This is a genomic window from Actinoplanes italicus (assembly GCF_003001815.1).
GTDB classification, from domain to species: domain Bacteria; phylum Actinomycetota; class Actinomycetes; order Mycobacteriales; family Micromonosporaceae; genus Actinoplanes; species Actinoplanes italicus.
The window spans coordinates 104,036-120,597 of sequence record NZ_PVMZ01000017.1; the positions used below are offsets into that span (position 1 = coordinate 104,036).

General features: G+C 70.5%; 12 protein-coding genes. 7 read left to right on the plus strand and 5 right to left on the minus strand.

All coding sequences use genetic code 11. The features are described 5' to 3' along the window. Positions 1–990, plus strand: a complete 990-nt coding sequence (gene mgrA, locus CLV67_RS34105; RefSeq protein ID WP_106325875.1) for an L-glyceraldehyde 3-phosphate reductase — start codon at positions 1–3, stop codon at positions 988–990. Here the strand turns inward: mgrA and CLV67_RS34110 are convergent. Both CLV67_RS34110 and arfA read right to left on the minus strand, forming a co-directional pair. Continuing rightward, positions 952–2,940 carry a sensor histidine kinase gene (locus CLV67_RS34110; protein ID WP_106325877.1) on the minus strand — a complete coding sequence of 663 codons (1,989 nt, stop codon included), beginning with the start codon at positions 2,938–2,940 and terminating at the stop codon, positions 952–954. The genes mgrA and CLV67_RS34110 overlap by 39 nt on opposite strands. A gap of 62 nt (positions 2,941–3,002) precedes the next feature. Next, positions 3,003–4,550, minus strand: a complete 1,548-nt coding sequence (gene arfA, locus CLV67_RS34115) for an arabinosylfuranosidase ArfA (RefSeq protein WP_239166900.1) — start codon at positions 4,548–4,550, stop codon at positions 3,003–3,005. 21 nt (positions 4,551–4,571) lie between these two features. On the opposite strand from arfA, the gene CLV67_RS34120 reads away from it, so the two are divergent. Then, positions 4,572–5,042 carry a peroxiredoxin gene (locus CLV67_RS34120; RefSeq protein ID WP_239166901.1) on the plus strand — a complete coding sequence of 157 codons (471 nt, stop codon included), beginning with the start codon at positions 4,572–4,574 and terminating at the stop codon, positions 5,040–5,042. Here the strand turns inward: CLV67_RS34120 and CLV67_RS34125 are convergent. Next, positions 5,011–5,571 (minus strand): TetR/AcrR family transcriptional regulator, encoded by a 561-nt coding sequence (locus CLV67_RS34125; RefSeq protein WP_106325879.1) that lies wholly within the window; start codon positions 5,569–5,571, stop codon positions 5,011–5,013. The two genes, CLV67_RS34120 and CLV67_RS34125, sit on opposite strands and share 32 nt — an antisense overlap. Positions 5,572–5,690: 119 nt before the next feature. On the opposite strand from CLV67_RS34125, the gene CLV67_RS34130 reads away from it, so the two are divergent. Together CLV67_RS34130 and CLV67_RS34135 are read left to right on the plus strand one after the other, a co-directional pair. After that, positions 5,691–6,710, plus strand: a complete 1,020-nt coding sequence (locus CLV67_RS34130) for an aldo/keto reductase (RefSeq protein ID WP_106325881.1) — start codon at positions 5,691–5,693, stop codon at positions 6,708–6,710. Positions 6,711–6,825: 115 nt separating this feature from the next. Further along, positions 6,826–9,570, plus strand: a complete 2,745-nt coding sequence (locus tag CLV67_RS34135) for a PQQ-dependent sugar dehydrogenase (protein WP_106325883.1) — start codon at positions 6,826–6,828, stop codon at positions 9,568–9,570. Between the two features lie 62 nt (positions 9,571–9,632). On the opposite strand, the gene CLV67_RS34140 is transcribed toward CLV67_RS34135, so the two are convergent. Next, positions 9,633–10,973, minus strand: coding sequence for a glycoside hydrolase family 10 protein (locus CLV67_RS34140; RefSeq protein WP_106325885.1), 1,341 nt, complete (start codon positions 10,971–10,973; stop codon positions 9,633–9,635). Positions 10,974–11,259: 286 nt separating this feature from the next. On the opposite strand from CLV67_RS34140, the gene CLV67_RS34145 reads away from it, so the two are divergent. After that, positions 11,260–14,409 (plus strand): LamG-like jellyroll fold domain-containing protein, encoded by a 3,150-nt coding sequence (locus tag CLV67_RS34145; protein WP_106325887.1) that lies wholly within the window; start codon positions 11,260–11,262, stop codon positions 14,407–14,409. Here CLV67_RS34145 and CLV67_RS52185 read toward each other — a convergent pair. Further along, a complete protein-coding gene (locus CLV67_RS52185) occupies positions 14,363–14,875 on the minus strand; it encodes a hypothetical protein (RefSeq protein ID WP_170154098.1) in 513 nt (170 codons plus the stop codon). The two genes, CLV67_RS34145 and CLV67_RS52185, sit on opposite strands and share 47 nt — an antisense overlap. A 30-nt stretch (positions 14,876–14,905) precedes the next feature. On the opposite strand from CLV67_RS52185, the gene CLV67_RS34155 reads away from it, so the two are divergent. Continuing rightward, a complete protein-coding gene (locus CLV67_RS34155; protein ID WP_203737797.1) occupies positions 14,906–15,784 on the plus strand; it encodes a sensor histidine kinase in 879 nt (292 codons plus the stop codon). 2 nt (positions 15,785–15,786) lie between these two features. Further along, the gene (locus CLV67_RS34160; RefSeq protein ID WP_106325892.1) at positions 15,787–16,449 is read left to right on the plus strand and encodes a response regulator; all 663 of its coding nucleotides are present in this window, start codon (positions 15,787–15,789) and stop codon (positions 16,447–16,449) included. Positions 16,450–16,562: the final 113 nt, after the last annotated feature.

Below are 16,562 nucleotides of genomic sequence, written 5' to 3' on the forward strand. Positions count from 1 at the left end.
ATGGAATACCGCCGGAGCGGGCGCAGTGGTCTGCTGCTGCCCGCGATCTCCCTCGGCCTCTGGCACAACTTCGGCGACGACAAGCCGCTCGAAACCCAGCGGGCCATCCTGCGCCGGGCCTTCGACCTGGGCATCACCCACTTCGATCTGGCCAACAACTACGGTCCGCCGTACGGCTCCGCGGAGGAGAACTTCGGCCGGGTCCTCGCCACGGACTTCCGGCGGCACCGTGACGAGATGGTCATCTCGACCAAGGCCGGATACGACATGTGGCCCGGCCCGTACGGCGACTGGGGCTCCCGCAAGTACCTGACGGCGTCGCTGGACCAGTCGCTGAAGCGGATGGGCGTGGACTACGTCGACATCTTCTACTCGCACCGCGCGGACCCGGAGACGCCGCTCGAGGAGACGATGGGCGCCCTCGACGCCGCCGTGCGGGCGGGCAAGGCGCTCTACGTGGGCATCTCGTCCTACTCGCCGGAGCGGACCGCCGCGGCCGCGGCGATCCTGCGTGACCTGGGCACGCCGCTGCTCATCCACCAGCCGTCCTACTCGATGCTGAACCGCTGGATCGAGGACGGCCTGCTCGGCACTCTCGAGCAGGTGGGCTCCGGCTGCATCGCGTTCTCGCCGCTCGCGCAGGGCATGCTCACCGACCGCTACCTCAAGGGCGTGCCGGAGGACTCGCGGGCCGGCGCGGACAAGTCGCTGAGCACCGACCTGCTCAGCGACGAGAACCTGGAGAAGATCCGGGCGCTGGACGCGATCGCCGGGCGCCGTGGTCAGAGCCTGGCGCAGATGGCGGTCGCCTGGGTGCTGCGCGACCCGCGGATGACCTCCACGGTGCTGGGCGCCAGCAGCGTCGCGCAGCTGGAGACCAACGTCGCGGCACTGGACAACCTGTCGTTCTCCGCCGACGAACTGGCCGAGATCGACAAGTACGCCACCGAGTCAGGCATCAACCTGTGGGCGAACTCCAGCAGCCAGTGACAGGCACGGCAGCGTGAAGGTGAAGCAGGAACCACCACCGGGGTCGTCGGCCGCGGTGATGGTTCCGCCGTGCCGCTCGACGATGCGTTTGCAGATCGTCAGGCCCAGCCCGGTGCCGATGTAGCCACCGCCGAGATGGGCGCGGTGAAGGTTGTCGAAGATCGCCTCGTGCTGACCCTCGGGGATGCCGATGCCGTTGTCGACGATCCGCACGGTGACCATCGCCCCGTCCGTCTCGGCGGTGATCCGCAGGTACGGCTGCACGCCCGGCGCCGTGTACTTGATCGCGTTGCCGATCAGGTTGTCCAGCAGCTGCCGGACCAGCACCGGGTCCGCCCGGACCGGGGCCAGCGGGCCGATGTCGAACCGGGGTGCCGGGGCACCGCACGCCACGGCCGCGTCGGCGCGGGTCAGGGCGATGTCGGCGACCATCTCGGCCAGGTCCAGCGGGGCCGGGGCGACCATCGCCTCCCGCGCGGTGGCGTACGACAGCAGGCCGTCGATCAGGCCCCGCATCCGCGCCGAGGACCGGGTCACCCGGGCGAGGTCGGCGTGCGCCTCACCGACGTTCGGATGATCCGGTACGCCTTCCAGCGACTCCATGGCCGCGTGCGTCCACCCCTCCACGCTGGTCAGCGGATTGAGCAGGTCGTGGGCGACCACCCCGGCGAAGCTGGTCAGCTCGTCGCGGTGCCGCCGTTCCGCGGTCACGTCGTGCAACAGCACCACCGTGCTGTGCGTGCCGTCGGGGTGTGCCAGCGCGGTGGCGGTCAGCCGGAGGACTCGGCTCTCCGTGTCGCCGGGGCGGCGCACCATGAGATCGGACGTACCGGCCGGCGCCCCCAGCTGAGAAAGTTCCTTCTCGGTGAGCAGGCCGGCGACGGCCGGGTTCCGCAGGGTCACCCGGTTGTCCGGGCCGATCACGGCGAGCCCGTCAGCCATCGAGTCGATGATCGCGGTCAGCAGGTCGGCGTGGTGTTTGACCTGCTCCTTCTCCTGGGCGAGCGCGATCAGCAACGCCTGCCGCTCCTCCCGGCCCAGCGCCAGGGCGAGGCCGACCAGCGCGACCAGGGTGACGAAGAGCTGCACCACGACCGCCTGCTGGGCGACGTCACCGACCTTGGCGAACGGCCCGTTCCCGGCGAGGGTGTATCGCAGCGTCACGACGCTGACCACCAGGTTGTTGAGGATCACCCACGGCGTGCTGAGCCGTACCCCGACCAGGACGGTGATGGCGAGCAGGGCGAACGACATCGGGAAACGCTGCTCGTATGCGAACACGACCACGTGGCCGGTGACGCTCAGAGCGCAGATCCCGGCGATCTCGGCCATCCTCCGGCGCGGCACCGGGGCACGACGACGCCACCAGCCGCCGATCGACCGGTGGCCGTCGGGGAGCCGGTCCAGAGCGGCACCCACGCAGATCCCGGCCGACCCGACGATCAGGATGCTGGCGGTGTGCCGGGCCAGCGACATGGCCGTGACGGCCGCCGGCAGCGAGCCGGTGGCCAGCCATCGGCCCACCAGCCCGAAGGCACACGCGGCGATCGTCGCCACGAGGCCGGCTCTCAGCAGGGCCCACAGATCCCGCGGGGAGCGTAGTGACTCGTCGCCGCCGGCGCCCCACAGGTGCGGGGCCCATCGGCGCAGCAACCGCAGGAACGTCAGGACCTGGATCAGGCCGACCAGCCCGGCGACGACGCCGACCGCCGCACTGGTCCCGGTACGCCAGTTGACGGTGCCCAGGATCAGTGTCAGCAGCAGCATGTCGAGGCGGCGGGTCGGCGCGCGGAGGTGGGCGCAGAACCAGACCACGGCCACCCCGGCGGCCGGCCAGGCCAGGTTGTGGTTGCCCACCACGACGAGGCGCCGCCCCGCGTAGCACGCGGCGGCGTAGACGAGGGCGAAGCATACGGTCCGGGTCAGGGATCTCCGGTAGCCGGCATTCACCGCTTCCTCCCGCGAAGACGGTCCACCTCTGCCTATCGGCGGATCCCTGCCGATGCTGAGGGTCAGGCCACGGCGACCGTCGTCCAGGAGACCGGAGGCAGCGTGACCGTCAGGACGCCGTCGTCGAGCCGGGCGGTGTCGTTGGTCCGCGGGGCGACCCGGTCCGGTTCGGTCAGGCTGTTGACCGCGTACGGGTCGTCGTCCCAGATGCCGGTCGCGGAGGCCGAGGTGAGGCCGGCGAAGGCGCGCAGGTCGACGGTCACGGTGGTCGGTGCCGTGGTGTCGCGGTTCTGCAGGAACAGCTGGACCGTGCCGCCGTCGGTGGTGGCGGCCGCGGCCACGACCGGCACCTCGCCGTACCGGGCGGTCGTGACGGTGCCGGCGTCGAGGGTGACCGCGAGGGCCGTACCGCGGGCGGCCTTGGAAGTGAGGGAGAACGGGAAGAAGGTGGTCTGCCGCCACGCCGGGCCGCCGGGCTCGGTCATGATCGGCGCGATGACGTTGACCAGCTGCGCGAGCGACGCCGAGGTGACCCGGTCGGCGTGGTTGAGCAGCGAGATGAGCAGGCCGCCCACGGTGACCGCGTCGGCGACCGAGTAGACGTCCTCGAGCAGGCGCGGCGCGACCGGCCAGTCGTCGATCGTGTGGGTGCCCTCCTGAGCGTTCCAGCGGCTCATGTACCAGACGTTCCACTCGTCGAAGGAGATCTGGATGCGCTTGCCGGAGCGCTTCACCGCGCGTACGTGATCGGCGGTGGCCACGACTTCGTCGATGAAGGCGTCCATGTCGACGCCGGAGGCGAGGAAACTCGCCAGGTCGCCGTCGGTCTCCTGGTAGTAGGCGTGGCAGGAGATGTAGTCGACGTCGTCGTACGTGTGTTCGAGGACTGTGCGCTCCCACGAGCCGAACGTGGGCATGCCGCGGCCGGACGAGCCGCACACCACGAGCTGCAGCCGGTTGTCGACCAGTCGCATCGCCTTGGCGACCTGCGAGGCGAGCTTGCCGTAGTCGCCGGCGTCGCGGTGCCCGACCTGCCAGGGCCCGTCCATCTCGTTGCCCAGGCACCACATCCGCACCCCGAACGGCTCCTCGCGGCCGTTGGCCCGCCGCCGGTCTGCGCGGGCCGTCCCGGACGGCACGTTGGCGTACTCGACGAGCTCGAGGGCCTCCTGCAGGCCGCGGGTGCCGAGGTTGACGGCCAGCATCAGCTCGCTGCCGACCAGGTCGAGCCACTCCTGGAACTCGTGCAGGCCCACCAGGTTGGTCTCGGTGGAGTGCCAGGCCAGGTCGAGCCGCCGGGGCCGTTCGGCGACCGGCCCGACGCCGTCCTCCCACCGGTAGGCGGACACGAAGTTGCCGCCCGGATAGCGGATCGCGGTGACGCCCAGCTCCTTGACCAGCTCGATGACGTCCCGCCGGAACCCGTCCGGCCCGGCCGTGGGATGCCCCGGCTCGTGGATGCCGTCGTAGATGTGCCGCCCCAGATGCTCGACGAAGCCGCCGAACAGCCGCCGGTCGACGTCCCCGACACGAAACGCCGGATGCAGGGTCAGGTGGGCGCGGGTCACGGAGCCTCCCGGGGCGTAAGCCTTGATCTTGATGTGATCCATCGTGAACGTACACTCGGTCGGGTGAGCATCGGTAAGGGTGACATCGCGCCCGACTTCGCACTGCCCGACCAGCACGGCGTCACCCGGCGGCTGACCGGGTTGCTGGCGGACGGGCCGGTCGTCCTGTTCTTCTATCCCGGCGCCATGACCAAGGGGTGTACGGCGGAGGCCTGCCACTTCCGTGACCTTGCCGCGGAGTACCGCGCGGCCGGTGTGCAGCGTGTCGGCATCAGCCGGGACCCGGTGGAGAAGCAGAAGCTGTTCGCCGAGACGTACACGTTCGACTATCCGCTGCTGTCCGATCCGGACTCGGTCACGATCGCGGCGTACGGTGTGAAGCGCAAGCTGAACCTCGGTCCGCTGAGCACCAAGCGGATGACCTTCGTGATCGGCACCGACCAGCGGATCCTCGACGTGATCCACAGCGAGCTGGACATGAACCAGCACGCTGCCCAGGCCCTCAGCGTCGCGGCGGCCGCAGGCCCTCGATAAGGAAGCCCACCATCCGGCGGGCGTCGTAGCGGGGGTCGCCGCGATCGCCGATGCACAGGTTGCCGACGCCCCGCATCAGTTCCAGCGCGCCCACGCCGGGCCGGATCTCGCCGGCCCCGGCGGCCGCTTCGAGCAGGCGGGCGCAGACCGGTAGCAGCCGTTCCAGGAACAGGCCGTGCAGCCGCTCGAACGCGGCGTCGTCGGAGTGCAGCGCCTCCGCCAGGCCGTGCTTGGTGACCAGGAAGTCCACGAACAGGTCGATCCACGCGGCCAGGGCCAGATGTGGTGTGGCGCTGGTCGCGAGCAGTTCCGGTCCGGCGTCGGCGCACGCCTCGATCTGGTGGTGGTACACCGCCACGATCAGGTCGGAGCGGGTCGGGAAGTGCCGGTAGATGGTGCCCACGCCCACACCGGCCCGGGTCGCGATGTCACGTACCGGCACGTTGACGCCGGACTCGATGAAGGCCGCGGCCGCGGCGTCCAGCAGCGTCTCCTGGTTGCGGCGCGCGTCGGCTCGTTTCTCCACCACTGAACTGTTACCCCCGTCACGCCGCTTGGTAAACGGAACAGTGTTCCGTATGTTTGGTCCCGGAGGCGGAACGTTGTTCCGCTTGACTCCAGCATGCCAGACACCCCGGAGGAACCACCATGCAGTACCGCACTCTCGGCCGCACCGGCGTTCAGGTCAGCACCCTGGCGCTCGGCGCGATGAACTTCGGCGCCATCGGCCGCACCACCCAGGACGAGGCCACCGCCATCGTCGACGCCGCCCTCGAGGCCGGCGTCAACCTGATCGACACCGCCGACATGTACGGCAACGGCGAGTCCGAGCAGATGGTCGGCAAGGCCATCGCGGGCCGCCGCGACGACATCGTGCTCGCCACCAAGGCCACCATGCCGATGGGCACCGAGCGCAACCACAGGGGCGGCTCCCGCCGCTGGGTCACCACCGCCCTCGACGACAGCCTGCGCCGCCTCGGCGTCGACCACGTCGACCTCTACCAGATGCACCGCTGGGACCCCGCGACCGCCGACGACGAGACCCTGTCCGCGCTCACCGATCTGCAGCGCGCCGGCAAGATCCGCTACTTCGGCTCGTCGACGTTCCCCGCCCACCGCATCGTGCAGGCGCAGTGGGCCGCGAGGGAACACCACCTCAGCCGGTACGTCACCGAGCAGCCCAGCTACTCGATGCTCCAGCGCGGCATCGAGGCCCACGTCCTGCCGGTCATCCAGGAGTACGGCATGGGCGTCCTCGCCTGGAGCCCGCTCGCCTCCGGCTGGCTCTCCGGCGCGATCCGGGCCGGACAGGAGTTCACCAGCCACCGTGCCGGCATCCTGCCGCAGCGCTTCGACCTGACCGACCCCGCCAACCGGGCCCGCCTCGACGCCGTCGAACAGCTCGTCAAGGTCGCCGGCGAGGCGGGCCTCACCCTCATCCAGCTGGCCCTCGGGTTCGTCACCGCGCACCCCGGCGTGACCGCCGCGCTCATCGGCCCGCGTACCCTCGGCCACCTGCGCTCGCAGCTCGACGCCGCCGACACGGTCCTGTCCGCCGATGTCCTGGACGCCGTCGACGCGATCGTGCCGCCCGGCACCGACCTGGCGCCCGGCGAAAAGTTCGACACGCCGCCTTCGCTGCTCGACGCCGCATTGCGCCGCCGTTGAGACCATTGCCGGATGGGCTGGGAAAAGGCCTTTCGGCAGGGCTGTGACCTGCGGTTACGGGACAGTCGAATTTCAGCGCCGGGCAGCGGATCGTCCACATGCGAGATTCGAAATCATGCGCCGACGACTTCTGGCCGCCCTCATCACCCCTCTGATACTCACCGTCTCCGTGGCCGCGCCCGCCCGGGCCGCCGTGACCACGGTCGACCGCATCGACTTCCAGCCGGCCGCCTCGCCGGTGCCCGCCGGCTACCAGGCGGACACCGGCGCGGCCTTCACCACCACCCGCGGGTACGGCTGGGTGCGCCAGGACAGCCTGGCCGGCACCCGCGTCCCGCTCGACCTGACCGCCAACACTCGCGACCGGGCCCGCGCGGGAGTCGAGGCCCGGCTCAACACCCTCATCCACCTGCAGTACGGCGACACCGGCGGCACCGCGGGCGTCGCCACCCCGGGCGCCTGGGAGTACGTCCTGCCGAACGGCACCTACCAGGTCACCGTGGCGGTGGGGGACCGCCCGTCCTACGACAGCAGCCACACGATCCGGGTCGAGGGTGTCGCCGCGATCAGCGCGTTCGTCTCCACGGCCGCCGCCGAGTTCCGCACCGCCACGGTGACCGTGCCGGTGAGCGACGGCCGGCTGACCGTCGACGCCGCCGGCGGCACGAACACCAAGCTCAACTACGTCGACATCGCCCGGGTCGTCGACACGCCCCCGGCGTTCTCGCTGAAGGTGAACTTCTCCGACGCGGCCACCGCGCCACCGGCCGGTTACGTCCGGGACTCCGGCGCCGCGTTCACCGACGCACGCGGTTACGGCTGGATCGACCTGGGCGAACTCACCCCGGCGAGCCTGGAGGGCAACGGCCGCAACCGCAACCCGGCCGCCGGACAGGCCGACCCGCGCCTGGCCACCTTGATCCACGCGCAACTGCCGTCCGGCTCGGCCGGCTCGCACACCCCGGGTGCGTGGGAGGCCACCGTCCCGCCCGGCGTCTACCAGGTCACCGTCGCCGTCGGCGACTCCGGGACGGCCCTCGACAGCGTGCACTGGGCCAACGTCGAGAACCAGAACGCGATCGCCGCCTTCGCCCCGACGGCCGCGAACCGGCACGCCACGGCCACGCGTACGGTGACGGTCACCGACGGCAGGCTGACGCTGAGCCCGGCCGGCGGCACCAACACCAAGTTCAACTACATCGACGTGGTCAGCGTGCCGGACGCCGGGGCACAGCCGTCGGTGCGCACCAGCACGCCCGCCAACCTCGCCACCGCGGTCAGCCGCACCGTCAGCATCGTCGAGGATCTGGTGCTGCCGAACGGTGCCGTCGACGGCACCTCCCTCACCTCGTCCGCGGTCACCCTGACCCGCGCCGACACCGGCGCCGTCGTGGCGGGCCAGGCGTTCACCAGCGGTGGCGGCGACGTCGTCAACTTCTCCCCGGCTGCGGCCCTGGCCGCCTCGACCACCTACCGCTTCACCATCACCCCGGCCGCGAAGGACGTCACCGGGAAGGCGTTCCTGCCGTTCTCGGTCGTCTTCACCACGGCCGGCGACGGCGGACCACCGGCCGGCGGCATCGCCTTCGACTCCACGGTCGGCGTGGCGACCGGTGCGGCGTTCACCTCGGTCATCAAGGGGCCCGACAACCGGCTTTACGCCGGAACCCTCACCGGGCAGATCCACCGCTTCCCGATCAACTCCGACGGGACGCTGGGCACGGCCACGATCATCGATTCGGTACGGGTGAACGCGGCGGCCGCGAATCTGCCGGGCCAGCCGAACCGCACCGTGATCGGCATGGCGTTCGACCCGGCGTCCACGGCGGCCGCCCCGATCCTGTGGGTGACCGACAACTACCAGTACACCGGCACCTCGAACGTGCCGGACTGGTCCGGGCGGATCGGCCGGCTCAGCGGCCCCGACCTGGGCACCTACACCGCCGTCGTGACGAACCTGCCGCGCTCGGTGAAGGACCACGAGACCAACTCGCTGGCCTTCGGCCCGGACGGGGCGCTGTACGTGAGCCAGGGCTCCAACAACGCGATGGGCGCCCCCGACTCGACCTGGGGGAACCGTCCTGACCAGCTGCTGAGCGCCGCCATTCTCCGGCTCGATCCGGCGCGCCTGCCGGTCACGTTGCCGGTGAACGCCAAGACAGCTGACGGCGGCACGTATGACCCGTACGCCTCGGGAGCGCCCTTGACCCTTCATGCCACCGGCGTGCGGAACGCGTTCGACCTGGTGTGGCACAGCAACGGGCACCTGTATGTGCCGACCAACGGCTCGGCCGCGGGCGGCAACACGCCCGCCACCCCGGCCACCCTGCCCGCCTCGTGCGCCCGGCGTGGTTACACCGGGCCGCCGGTGCCCGCGCTGACCAGCGTGCCGACCGCGGAGACCGACTACGTGTTCGACGCCAAGCCCGGCCGCTACTACGGACACCCGAACCCGTTGCGCTGTGAGTGGGTGCTGGCCGGCGGCGACCCGAGCGCGGGCGTCGATCCGTTCGAGGTCCCGGCGTACCCGGACGGCACCCTGCCCGACCCGAACTTCGACCTGGCCGGAACCTTCGACGCGGGCCTGCACGCCAGCGCCAACGGCGTGATCGAGTACCGGGGCGGCGCGTTCGGCGGACAGCTGCGCGGCAAGCTGATCAACGTCCGCTACTCGGCCAGCCAGGATCTGCAGACCTTCGACGTGGCGGCCGGCGGCGCGCTGTCCGGACGGCGGACCGGCATCCCCGGGTTCACCGGCTTCAGCCAGCCGCTCGACGTCACGGAGGACACGGCCACCGGCTACCTGTACGTGACCGAGCTCGGCCAGAACCGGATCACGCTGCTCAAGCCCCGCCCGTGACGGTCTGACGCACAGCGGCTCCCCGGGGGACGGACCCGGGGAGCCGCCTGGTGCGGAACCTGTCAGGCGGTCCGGCAGGTCAGCGCCGGCCACGTCCAGTTACCACCGTGCTGGACGGTGAACCCGAACGAGTTGCCGCTGCCGTTGGGCCGCGCGGTCATGACGTTGCTGGAGTCCCAGCTCGCGGTGGTGTTCCAGGTGGCGATGACGCGCTGCGGCGAGGACACCGTCACCGTCACGATCCAGTTGCTCGAACCGGTCACGGTCACCTGGCCGTTGAAGCGGTCGTTCCACTTCTGACCCTCGCTGTACGTGGCCGTGCAGCCGCCGCCCGACGGGTTCGACGGGCTGGTGGACGGGCCGCCGGTCGACTGGCTCGGGTTGGGCTGGCCGCTGTTGAGCGCGGCGAGGACCGCGTCGTACGCCGCCTTCTTCTGACCGCTGCCGTTGAACAGCAGCGGCGTGCCGGACGCCCGCCACGAGTCGGTGTCGCGCACACCCCACACCGTGATGCCGTTGCACCGGGTCACCGCGAGGCAGGCCTGCACGATGCCGCGGTACTGCTCGGCCTGGCTCGACCCGGAGCCCTCGATGTCCAGCTCGGTGATCTGCACGTCCACGCCGAGGCTGGCGAAGTTCTGCAGGGTGGTGTGGTAGTTGCTCGGCACCGGGTTGCCGGAGTTGAAGTGCGCCTGGAAGCCGACGCAGTCGATCGGGACGCCGCGCGACTTGAAGTCCTGGACCATCCGGTAGACGGCCTGCGTCTTAGCGTGCGACCAGTTGTCGGTGTTGTAGTCGTTGTAGCAGAGCTTCGCGGCCGGGTCGGCGGCCCGTGCCGCCCGGAACGCCGCCTCGATCCAGTCGTTGCCGGTGCGCTGCAGGTTCGAGTCACGCCGCGCGCCGGACGAACCGTCGGCGAACGCCTCGTTCACCACGTCCCACGAGTGGATCTTGCCCTTGTAGTAGGTGGCCACCCGCGTCACGTGGTTGAGCATCGCACTGCGCAGGCTCGAGCCCTCCATGCGCTGCATCCAGCCCGGCTGCTGGGAGTGCCAGGCCAGGGTGTGCCCGCGGACCTGCTTGCCGTTGTTGCGGGCCCAGTTCACGATCTGGTCGCCGGCGCCGAAGCTGAACTGGTTCTGGTTCGGCTCGGTGGCGTCGAGCTTCATCTCGTTCTCGGCCGAGACCATGTTGAACTCGCGGTTCGCGATGGTCGCGTACGTCGAGTCGCTCAGCCTGCTGCCGGCGATCGCGACACCGAAGTAGCGGCCGCGCTCGGCGGCGGACGCACCCAGTGTGGACGCGGCACTGGAGGTGCCCTGGCCCAGGATCACGGTCGTGGCCGTCATGGCGACGACGATGCCGGCGACGGCGGCGGCACGCCACCTTCTCTGCTTGTTCATCGGGGGATGAGCCTCTCCTCGGCGTGGGGAACAGAGTTCCGAAACTTACGGGGATCTATCGGAACTTGAAGGGGATCGTACGTCGACTTTCGATGCGGTGAAAGGCGTCAGCGGCTCCATAAAGGCCGAAAGTAACGGGGGAAAATTCGTTACGCGGAAGCATGTTCGACAGTCATCGTGAGGATATGCGCGCGAATCTGTCCGAGGGTGTTGTGTTCTGTTGACTTCACACATGCAAATAGTTCAGTGTGTTTGCAATGTGCTGGAGATCGAAGGGAAACACTCGATGACGCGATTGCGTGTGCGTCCGCTCCTCTTAGCCGTCCTCCTCGTCCTGTCCGCCCTGGCCGTCCCCACCGGCCCGGCCGCCGCCGCGGCGCCGGTGCACGGGCTCAAGGGCGAGTACTTCCGGATGTCCGCACCGGGCGCCCGTGACTTCGCCGAACTCGGCGGGATCGTTCTCGACCCGAACATCGACCTGCCCGGTCTGGCCGGGACGTTCGAGTCGCTCACCGGCCGCACCGAGCACACCACCGCCCGCTGGACCGGCAGGATCACCGCTCCGGCCACCGGCGACTACACGTTCTCGATGATCGGCGACAACGGGTTCCGTTTCTTCCTCGACGAGCGGCCGGTGATCGACCACTGGGTCGGTGACTGGGACCGCGAGCAGGTCAGCGCGCCCGTGCCGCTGGTGGCGGGGGAAGCGCACACCGTACGCATCGAGATGTTCCAGGACGTCGGCGGCGCGAACCTGTTCCTGCGCTGGCAGGGCGCCGGCCTCGAGAAGCAGATCGTGCCCGAGAGCGCTCTCACCCCACCCGACGGCTTCCAGATCTTCCCGGTGGCGTTTGCCGTGGGCGCCGACGGCAGGACGCTGACCGCGGACTTCGACGCGAACGTCGACACGCTCGGTGACCTGGCCGCCCACACGAAGGTGGAGGTCGACACCACCGTCTTCCCGATCAAGAGCGTCCGCAAGGCACGCGACAAGGCCGTCATCACCCTCACCGAGAAGGTGCAGAAGAACCAGAAGGTCCGTGTCAACTACGACGGCGCCGGTGGACTGGTCGTCGGCGGCGAGACGGTCCCGCAGGTCATCCGCTCGGCGGCCAACGCCTCGACGCACCGGCTGACCACGCCGTGGGGCGACCGGGTCGACAAGAACCGGCCGCTGCCCGAGTACCCGCGTCCGCAGCTGATCCGCAGGGACTGGCTCAACCTCAACGGACAGTGGGAGTTCGCGTCCGCCGAGGCGGGGGAGCAGCCGGTGTTCGGCAAGCGCCTGGCCGAGAAGATCACCGTGCCGTACCCGGTCGAGTCGCTGCTGTCCGGCATCGAGCGGCGCGAGGACCACATGTTCTACCGCAAGCTCATCACCGTGCCGGCCGGCTGGAACGGCAAGCGCGTCAAACTGAACTTCGGCGCCGTCGACTACGAGGCCAGGGTCTGGGTCAACGGCACGCTCGTCACCACGCACACCGGCGGCTACAACGCGTTCACCGCCGACGTCACCGACGCCCTCAAGCCGCGCGGCGCGCAGGAGATCATCGTCGGCGTCACCGATGTGACCGGGCCCAACCAGCCCAAGGGCAAGCAGTCACTCAACCCGGGCGGCATCGTCTACGAGCCGAGCTCCGGCATCTGGCAGACGGTCTGGCTCGAGCCGGTCGCCCCGGTCGCCGTCGACGACCTCGTCCTCACTCCCGACGCGGCGGCCGGGTCGGTCACCGTGCGCGTGAACTCCGCGGCGGCGGCGAAGGTCACCGTGACGGTCAAGGGCAACAGGAAGGTCTCGGGTACGACCAACACCGATCTCAAGATCAAGCTCGACCGGCCTCGGCTGTGGAGCCCGGACGACCCCTACCTGTACGACGTCGACGTCAAGCTCGGCAGCGACTCCGTGCGCGGCTACTTCGGGCTGCGCGACGTAGGCGTACAGAATGTCGGTGGTTTCCCGAAGTTGATCCTGAACGGAAAGCCGATCTTCTCGCTCGCCACGCTGGACCAGGGTTTCTGGCCCGAGGGCCTGCACACCCAGCCCAGCGACGCGGCGCTGAGGTTCGACCTGGTCGAGACCAAGAAGCTCGGTTTCAACGCGGTCCGCAAGCACATCAAGGTCGAGTCCGCCCGCTGGTACCGGCACGCCGACGAGCTGGGCCTGCTGGTCTGGCAGGACTTCGTCTCCGCCGACATCAACAACACGGCCGGCCAGGAGGCGTTCCTCAGCCAGGGCAGCGAGATGATGCGCCAGCTGCACAACTTCCCGTCGATCATCGGCTGGATCGTGTTCAACGAGGGCTGGGGCGAATGGGACCGGACCGCCACCGGCGAGATCGCCACTCGTGTGAAGGCGGCCGACCCGTCCCGGATCCTCAACGCGCACAGCGGCGTGAACTGCTGCAACTCCAAGGGCGACTCCGGCAAGGGCGACGTGATCGACCACCACGACTACGTCAACAACGACCCGCCGTGGCCGGACGCCACCCGCATCGCGATGGACGGTGAGCACGGCGGCTTCACCCTGCGCACCCCCGGGCACATGTGGCCCGGCCCGCCGGCCGTCATCTACAGCGGCGTCGCCGACAAGGCGGCCCTGACCGCCAAGTACGTAGACAACACCGAGCGGTTCTACCTGGAGGCCGCCGCCAACGAGCTGTCCGGCTCCGTCTACACCCAGATCACCGACCTGGAGACCGAGCTCAACGGTCTCTGGACCTACGACCGCCGGGAGATCAAGGTCGACCCCGCGGCGGTACGGGCGGTGAACGCCCGCGTCATCGCGGCCGGAGCGGCGTCCGGGCAGGGACGGACCTACCCGGGCCACGGCGACTGGAACCTGGACGAGGGCAGCGGCGCCACCGCCCGCGACAGCGGCGGCGACAGCCACCTCACCCTGACCGGTGACACCTCCTGGGTACCCGGCAGGTCCGGGTCGGCGCTGACGTTCGACGGTGACGGCGACTACGCCGACACGGCCGCGCCCGTGCTGGACACCACGAAGGACTACTCGATCGCGGCCTGGGTGACGCTCGACAGGCTGCCCGGCAACTACGCCACCGCGATCAGCCAGGACGGCCGCCGCACCGAGAACCCCTTCTACCTGCAGTACGGCCAGGGCGCCTTCGCCTTCAGCACGCCCGGCGGCAACCGGGCGCGGCTGGTGACGACGCCTTCGCTCAACCGCTGGTACCACCTCGCCGGGGTCCGCGATCACGTCACCGGCGAGATCCGGCTCTACGTCGACGGGCAGCGGGCCGCCACCGTCCCGGCCGGGCCGGACGTCGTCAGCACCGGGCCGCTGTCGGTGGGCCGTGCCAAGTACGCGGGCAACCGGGTCGACTTCTGGTCCGGCGCGGTCGACCAGGTCCACGCCGTCGACCGGGCACTCACCGACGAGGAGGTCGCCGCCATCTACACGGCCTCTGCCCACTGACCCGCCTGAGCGCCGGGGCCACCAGGCCCCGGCGCTCCGCGCGGTTCGGGGCCGTGCGTTCCCAGCGGTGGAAGATCGTGCAGAGTCCGGCCAGGGCGAGCGCGAAGACCGGCAGCCAGAGCAGCCGGTACAGCGGCCACGCCCCGACCGGCTCGGTCAGCAGGCCGGGAAGCCGGCCCGCCGGCAGCCCGGCGAAGGAGACCAGCAGCAGGGCACCCTGATGCCAGCAGAACACCGTCATCGCCGCCAGATTGAGCACGGCGACGGGAGCCCACACCGACGGCCGCCGCAGCCAGGCAGCCAACCTGTCCCGGACCAGGAGGAACACCCCGATCTGCGCGGTGGCCAGCGCCAGCGCGAACAGCGACGGCGGATCGAGATTGGACCAGCCGTCACCGGGCACCCCGACCGCGCTCGCCGGATACCCGGCGAGCGACACGAGCACGGCGCCCGCGGCGACTCCCACGGCCGGGTCCTGCTGATCGTCCTCGTCGCGGTGACCGACGTGCTGGTCGGCAACGTGGCGGCCAACCGGTCACGCCGGGTGTCGATCACGGCGGCGGTCCTGACCGCCCTCGCGCAGACGAGCCTGTTCTTCGCCGCCGGGGACGTCGGGGACGGGGTGACCCTGGCCGCGATCGTGGTGCTCGGGGTCGTCACCGCGTGGGTCATCGGCGACTCCGTCCGGCAGCGCCGGCGGCACGCCGCCGAGCAGCGGGAACAGGCCGGGGCACGGGCCGTGGAGGCCGAGCGGCTGCGGATCGCCCGGGAGCTGCACGACATGGTCGCGCACAGCATCGCCGTCATCGCGGTACAGGCCGGGGTGGGCCGCCGGGTCATCGGCACCCAGCCGGACGAGGCGCGGACCGCGCTGGCCAACATCGAGGACACCAGCCGGGACACCGCGGCCGCGCTGCGCCGGATGCTGGGCACGCTCCGGCGTACCGACGCGTCGGCCGGGCCGGCGCCCCGCGATCCCGCGCCGGGCCTGGGCGACCTCGACACCCTGGTCGCCCGCAGCGCGCAGGCCGGCGTCGAGGTGCGCGTGCTGCGGCAGGGCGAACTGTCGCCGCTGCCACCCGACATCGACCTGTCCGCGTTCCGGATCGTCCAGGAGGCGGTCACCAACGTGATCCGGCACGCCGGCGCCGGGCACTGCGACGTCGGCATCCGCTCCGACGGTGACAGCCTCGCCATCGAGGTGGCCGACGACGGCACGGGTGCGGGCGACGGCCCCGGCACCGGCGGCGGGAACGGGCTGACCGGCATGCGTGAGCGCGTCAGCCTGCTCGGCGGCGAGTTCGCGGCCGGTCCGCGGCCGGACGGCGGCTTCCTGGTCACCGCACGCATCCCGTTGCCCGTGGCGGCACGGTAAGCATCCGGGTGGTGCTGGCCGACGACCAGCCGCTGATCCGCAGCGGACTGCGGGTGCTCATCAACGACGCCGAGGACATCGAGGTCGTCGGCGAGGCCGGCAACGGCGCCGAGGCCGTCCGGCTGTCCCGCGAACATCGGCCGGACGTGGTGGTCATGGACATCCGGATGCCGGTCATGGACGGCATCGAGGCCACCGGGCACGTCGTGGCCGGGCCCGATCCGGCCAAGGTCCTCGTCCTCACCACGTTCGACGACGACGAGTACGTGTACGCCGCCCTGCGGGCCGGGGCCAGCGGCTTCCTCGTCAAGGACATGGCCCTCGAGGAGATCCTCGGCGCCATCCGGGTCGTCGCCGCCGGGGACGCGCTCATCGCACCGAGCGTCACCCGCCGCCTGATCCAGCACTTCGCCGGAGCCGGCCCGGCACCGGTTCCCGCGGCCCCGCGCCGCCGCCCCGACGAGGGGATCACCGAACGGGAACGCGAGGTGCTCACCCTCGTCGGCCGGGGCCGGTCGAACGCCGAGATCGCCGCGGACCTGCACATCAGCCCGGCCACCGCCAAGGCGCACGTGGCCCGGCTGTTCACGAAGCTCGACGCCCGCGACCGGGTGCACCTGGTGATCATCGCCTACGAGATGGGCCTGGTCGCCCCACCGCGGTGACCATTTATCGATGAGCATCGACGCTTGACACCCTCTTTGAATCGTTTACATACTCAGGGAACTGGTCGCAGAGTCGCGGCCGGGAGCCGCCCCGAGGCTCGTTTCAACCGTGC

Bases quoted from the DNA above. Each gene is read 5' to 3' on its own strand.
- CLV67_RS34140 (WP_106325885.1), bottom strand. From the start codon at position 10,973: ATGAACAAGCAGAGAAGGTGGCGTGCCGCCGCCGTCGCCGGCATCGTC.
- CLV67_RS34145 (WP_106325887.1), top strand. From the start codon at position 11,260: ATGACGCGATTGCGTGTGCGTCCGCTCCTCTTAGCCGTCCTCCTCGTC.
- CLV67_RS34130 (WP_106325881.1), top strand. From the start codon at position 5,691: ATGCAGTACCGCACTCTCGGCCGCACCGGCGTTCAGGTCAGCACCCTG.
- mgrA (WP_106325875.1), top strand. From the start codon at position 1: ATGGAATACCGCCGGAGCGGGCGCAGTGGTCTGCTGCTGCCCGCGATC.
- arfA (WP_239166900.1), bottom strand. From the start codon at position 4,550: ATGGATCACATCAAGATCAAGGCTTACGCCCCGGGAGGCTCCGTGACC.
- CLV67_RS34135 (WP_106325883.1), top strand. From the start codon at position 6,826: ATGCGCCGACGACTTCTGGCCGCCCTCATCACCCCTCTGATACTCACC.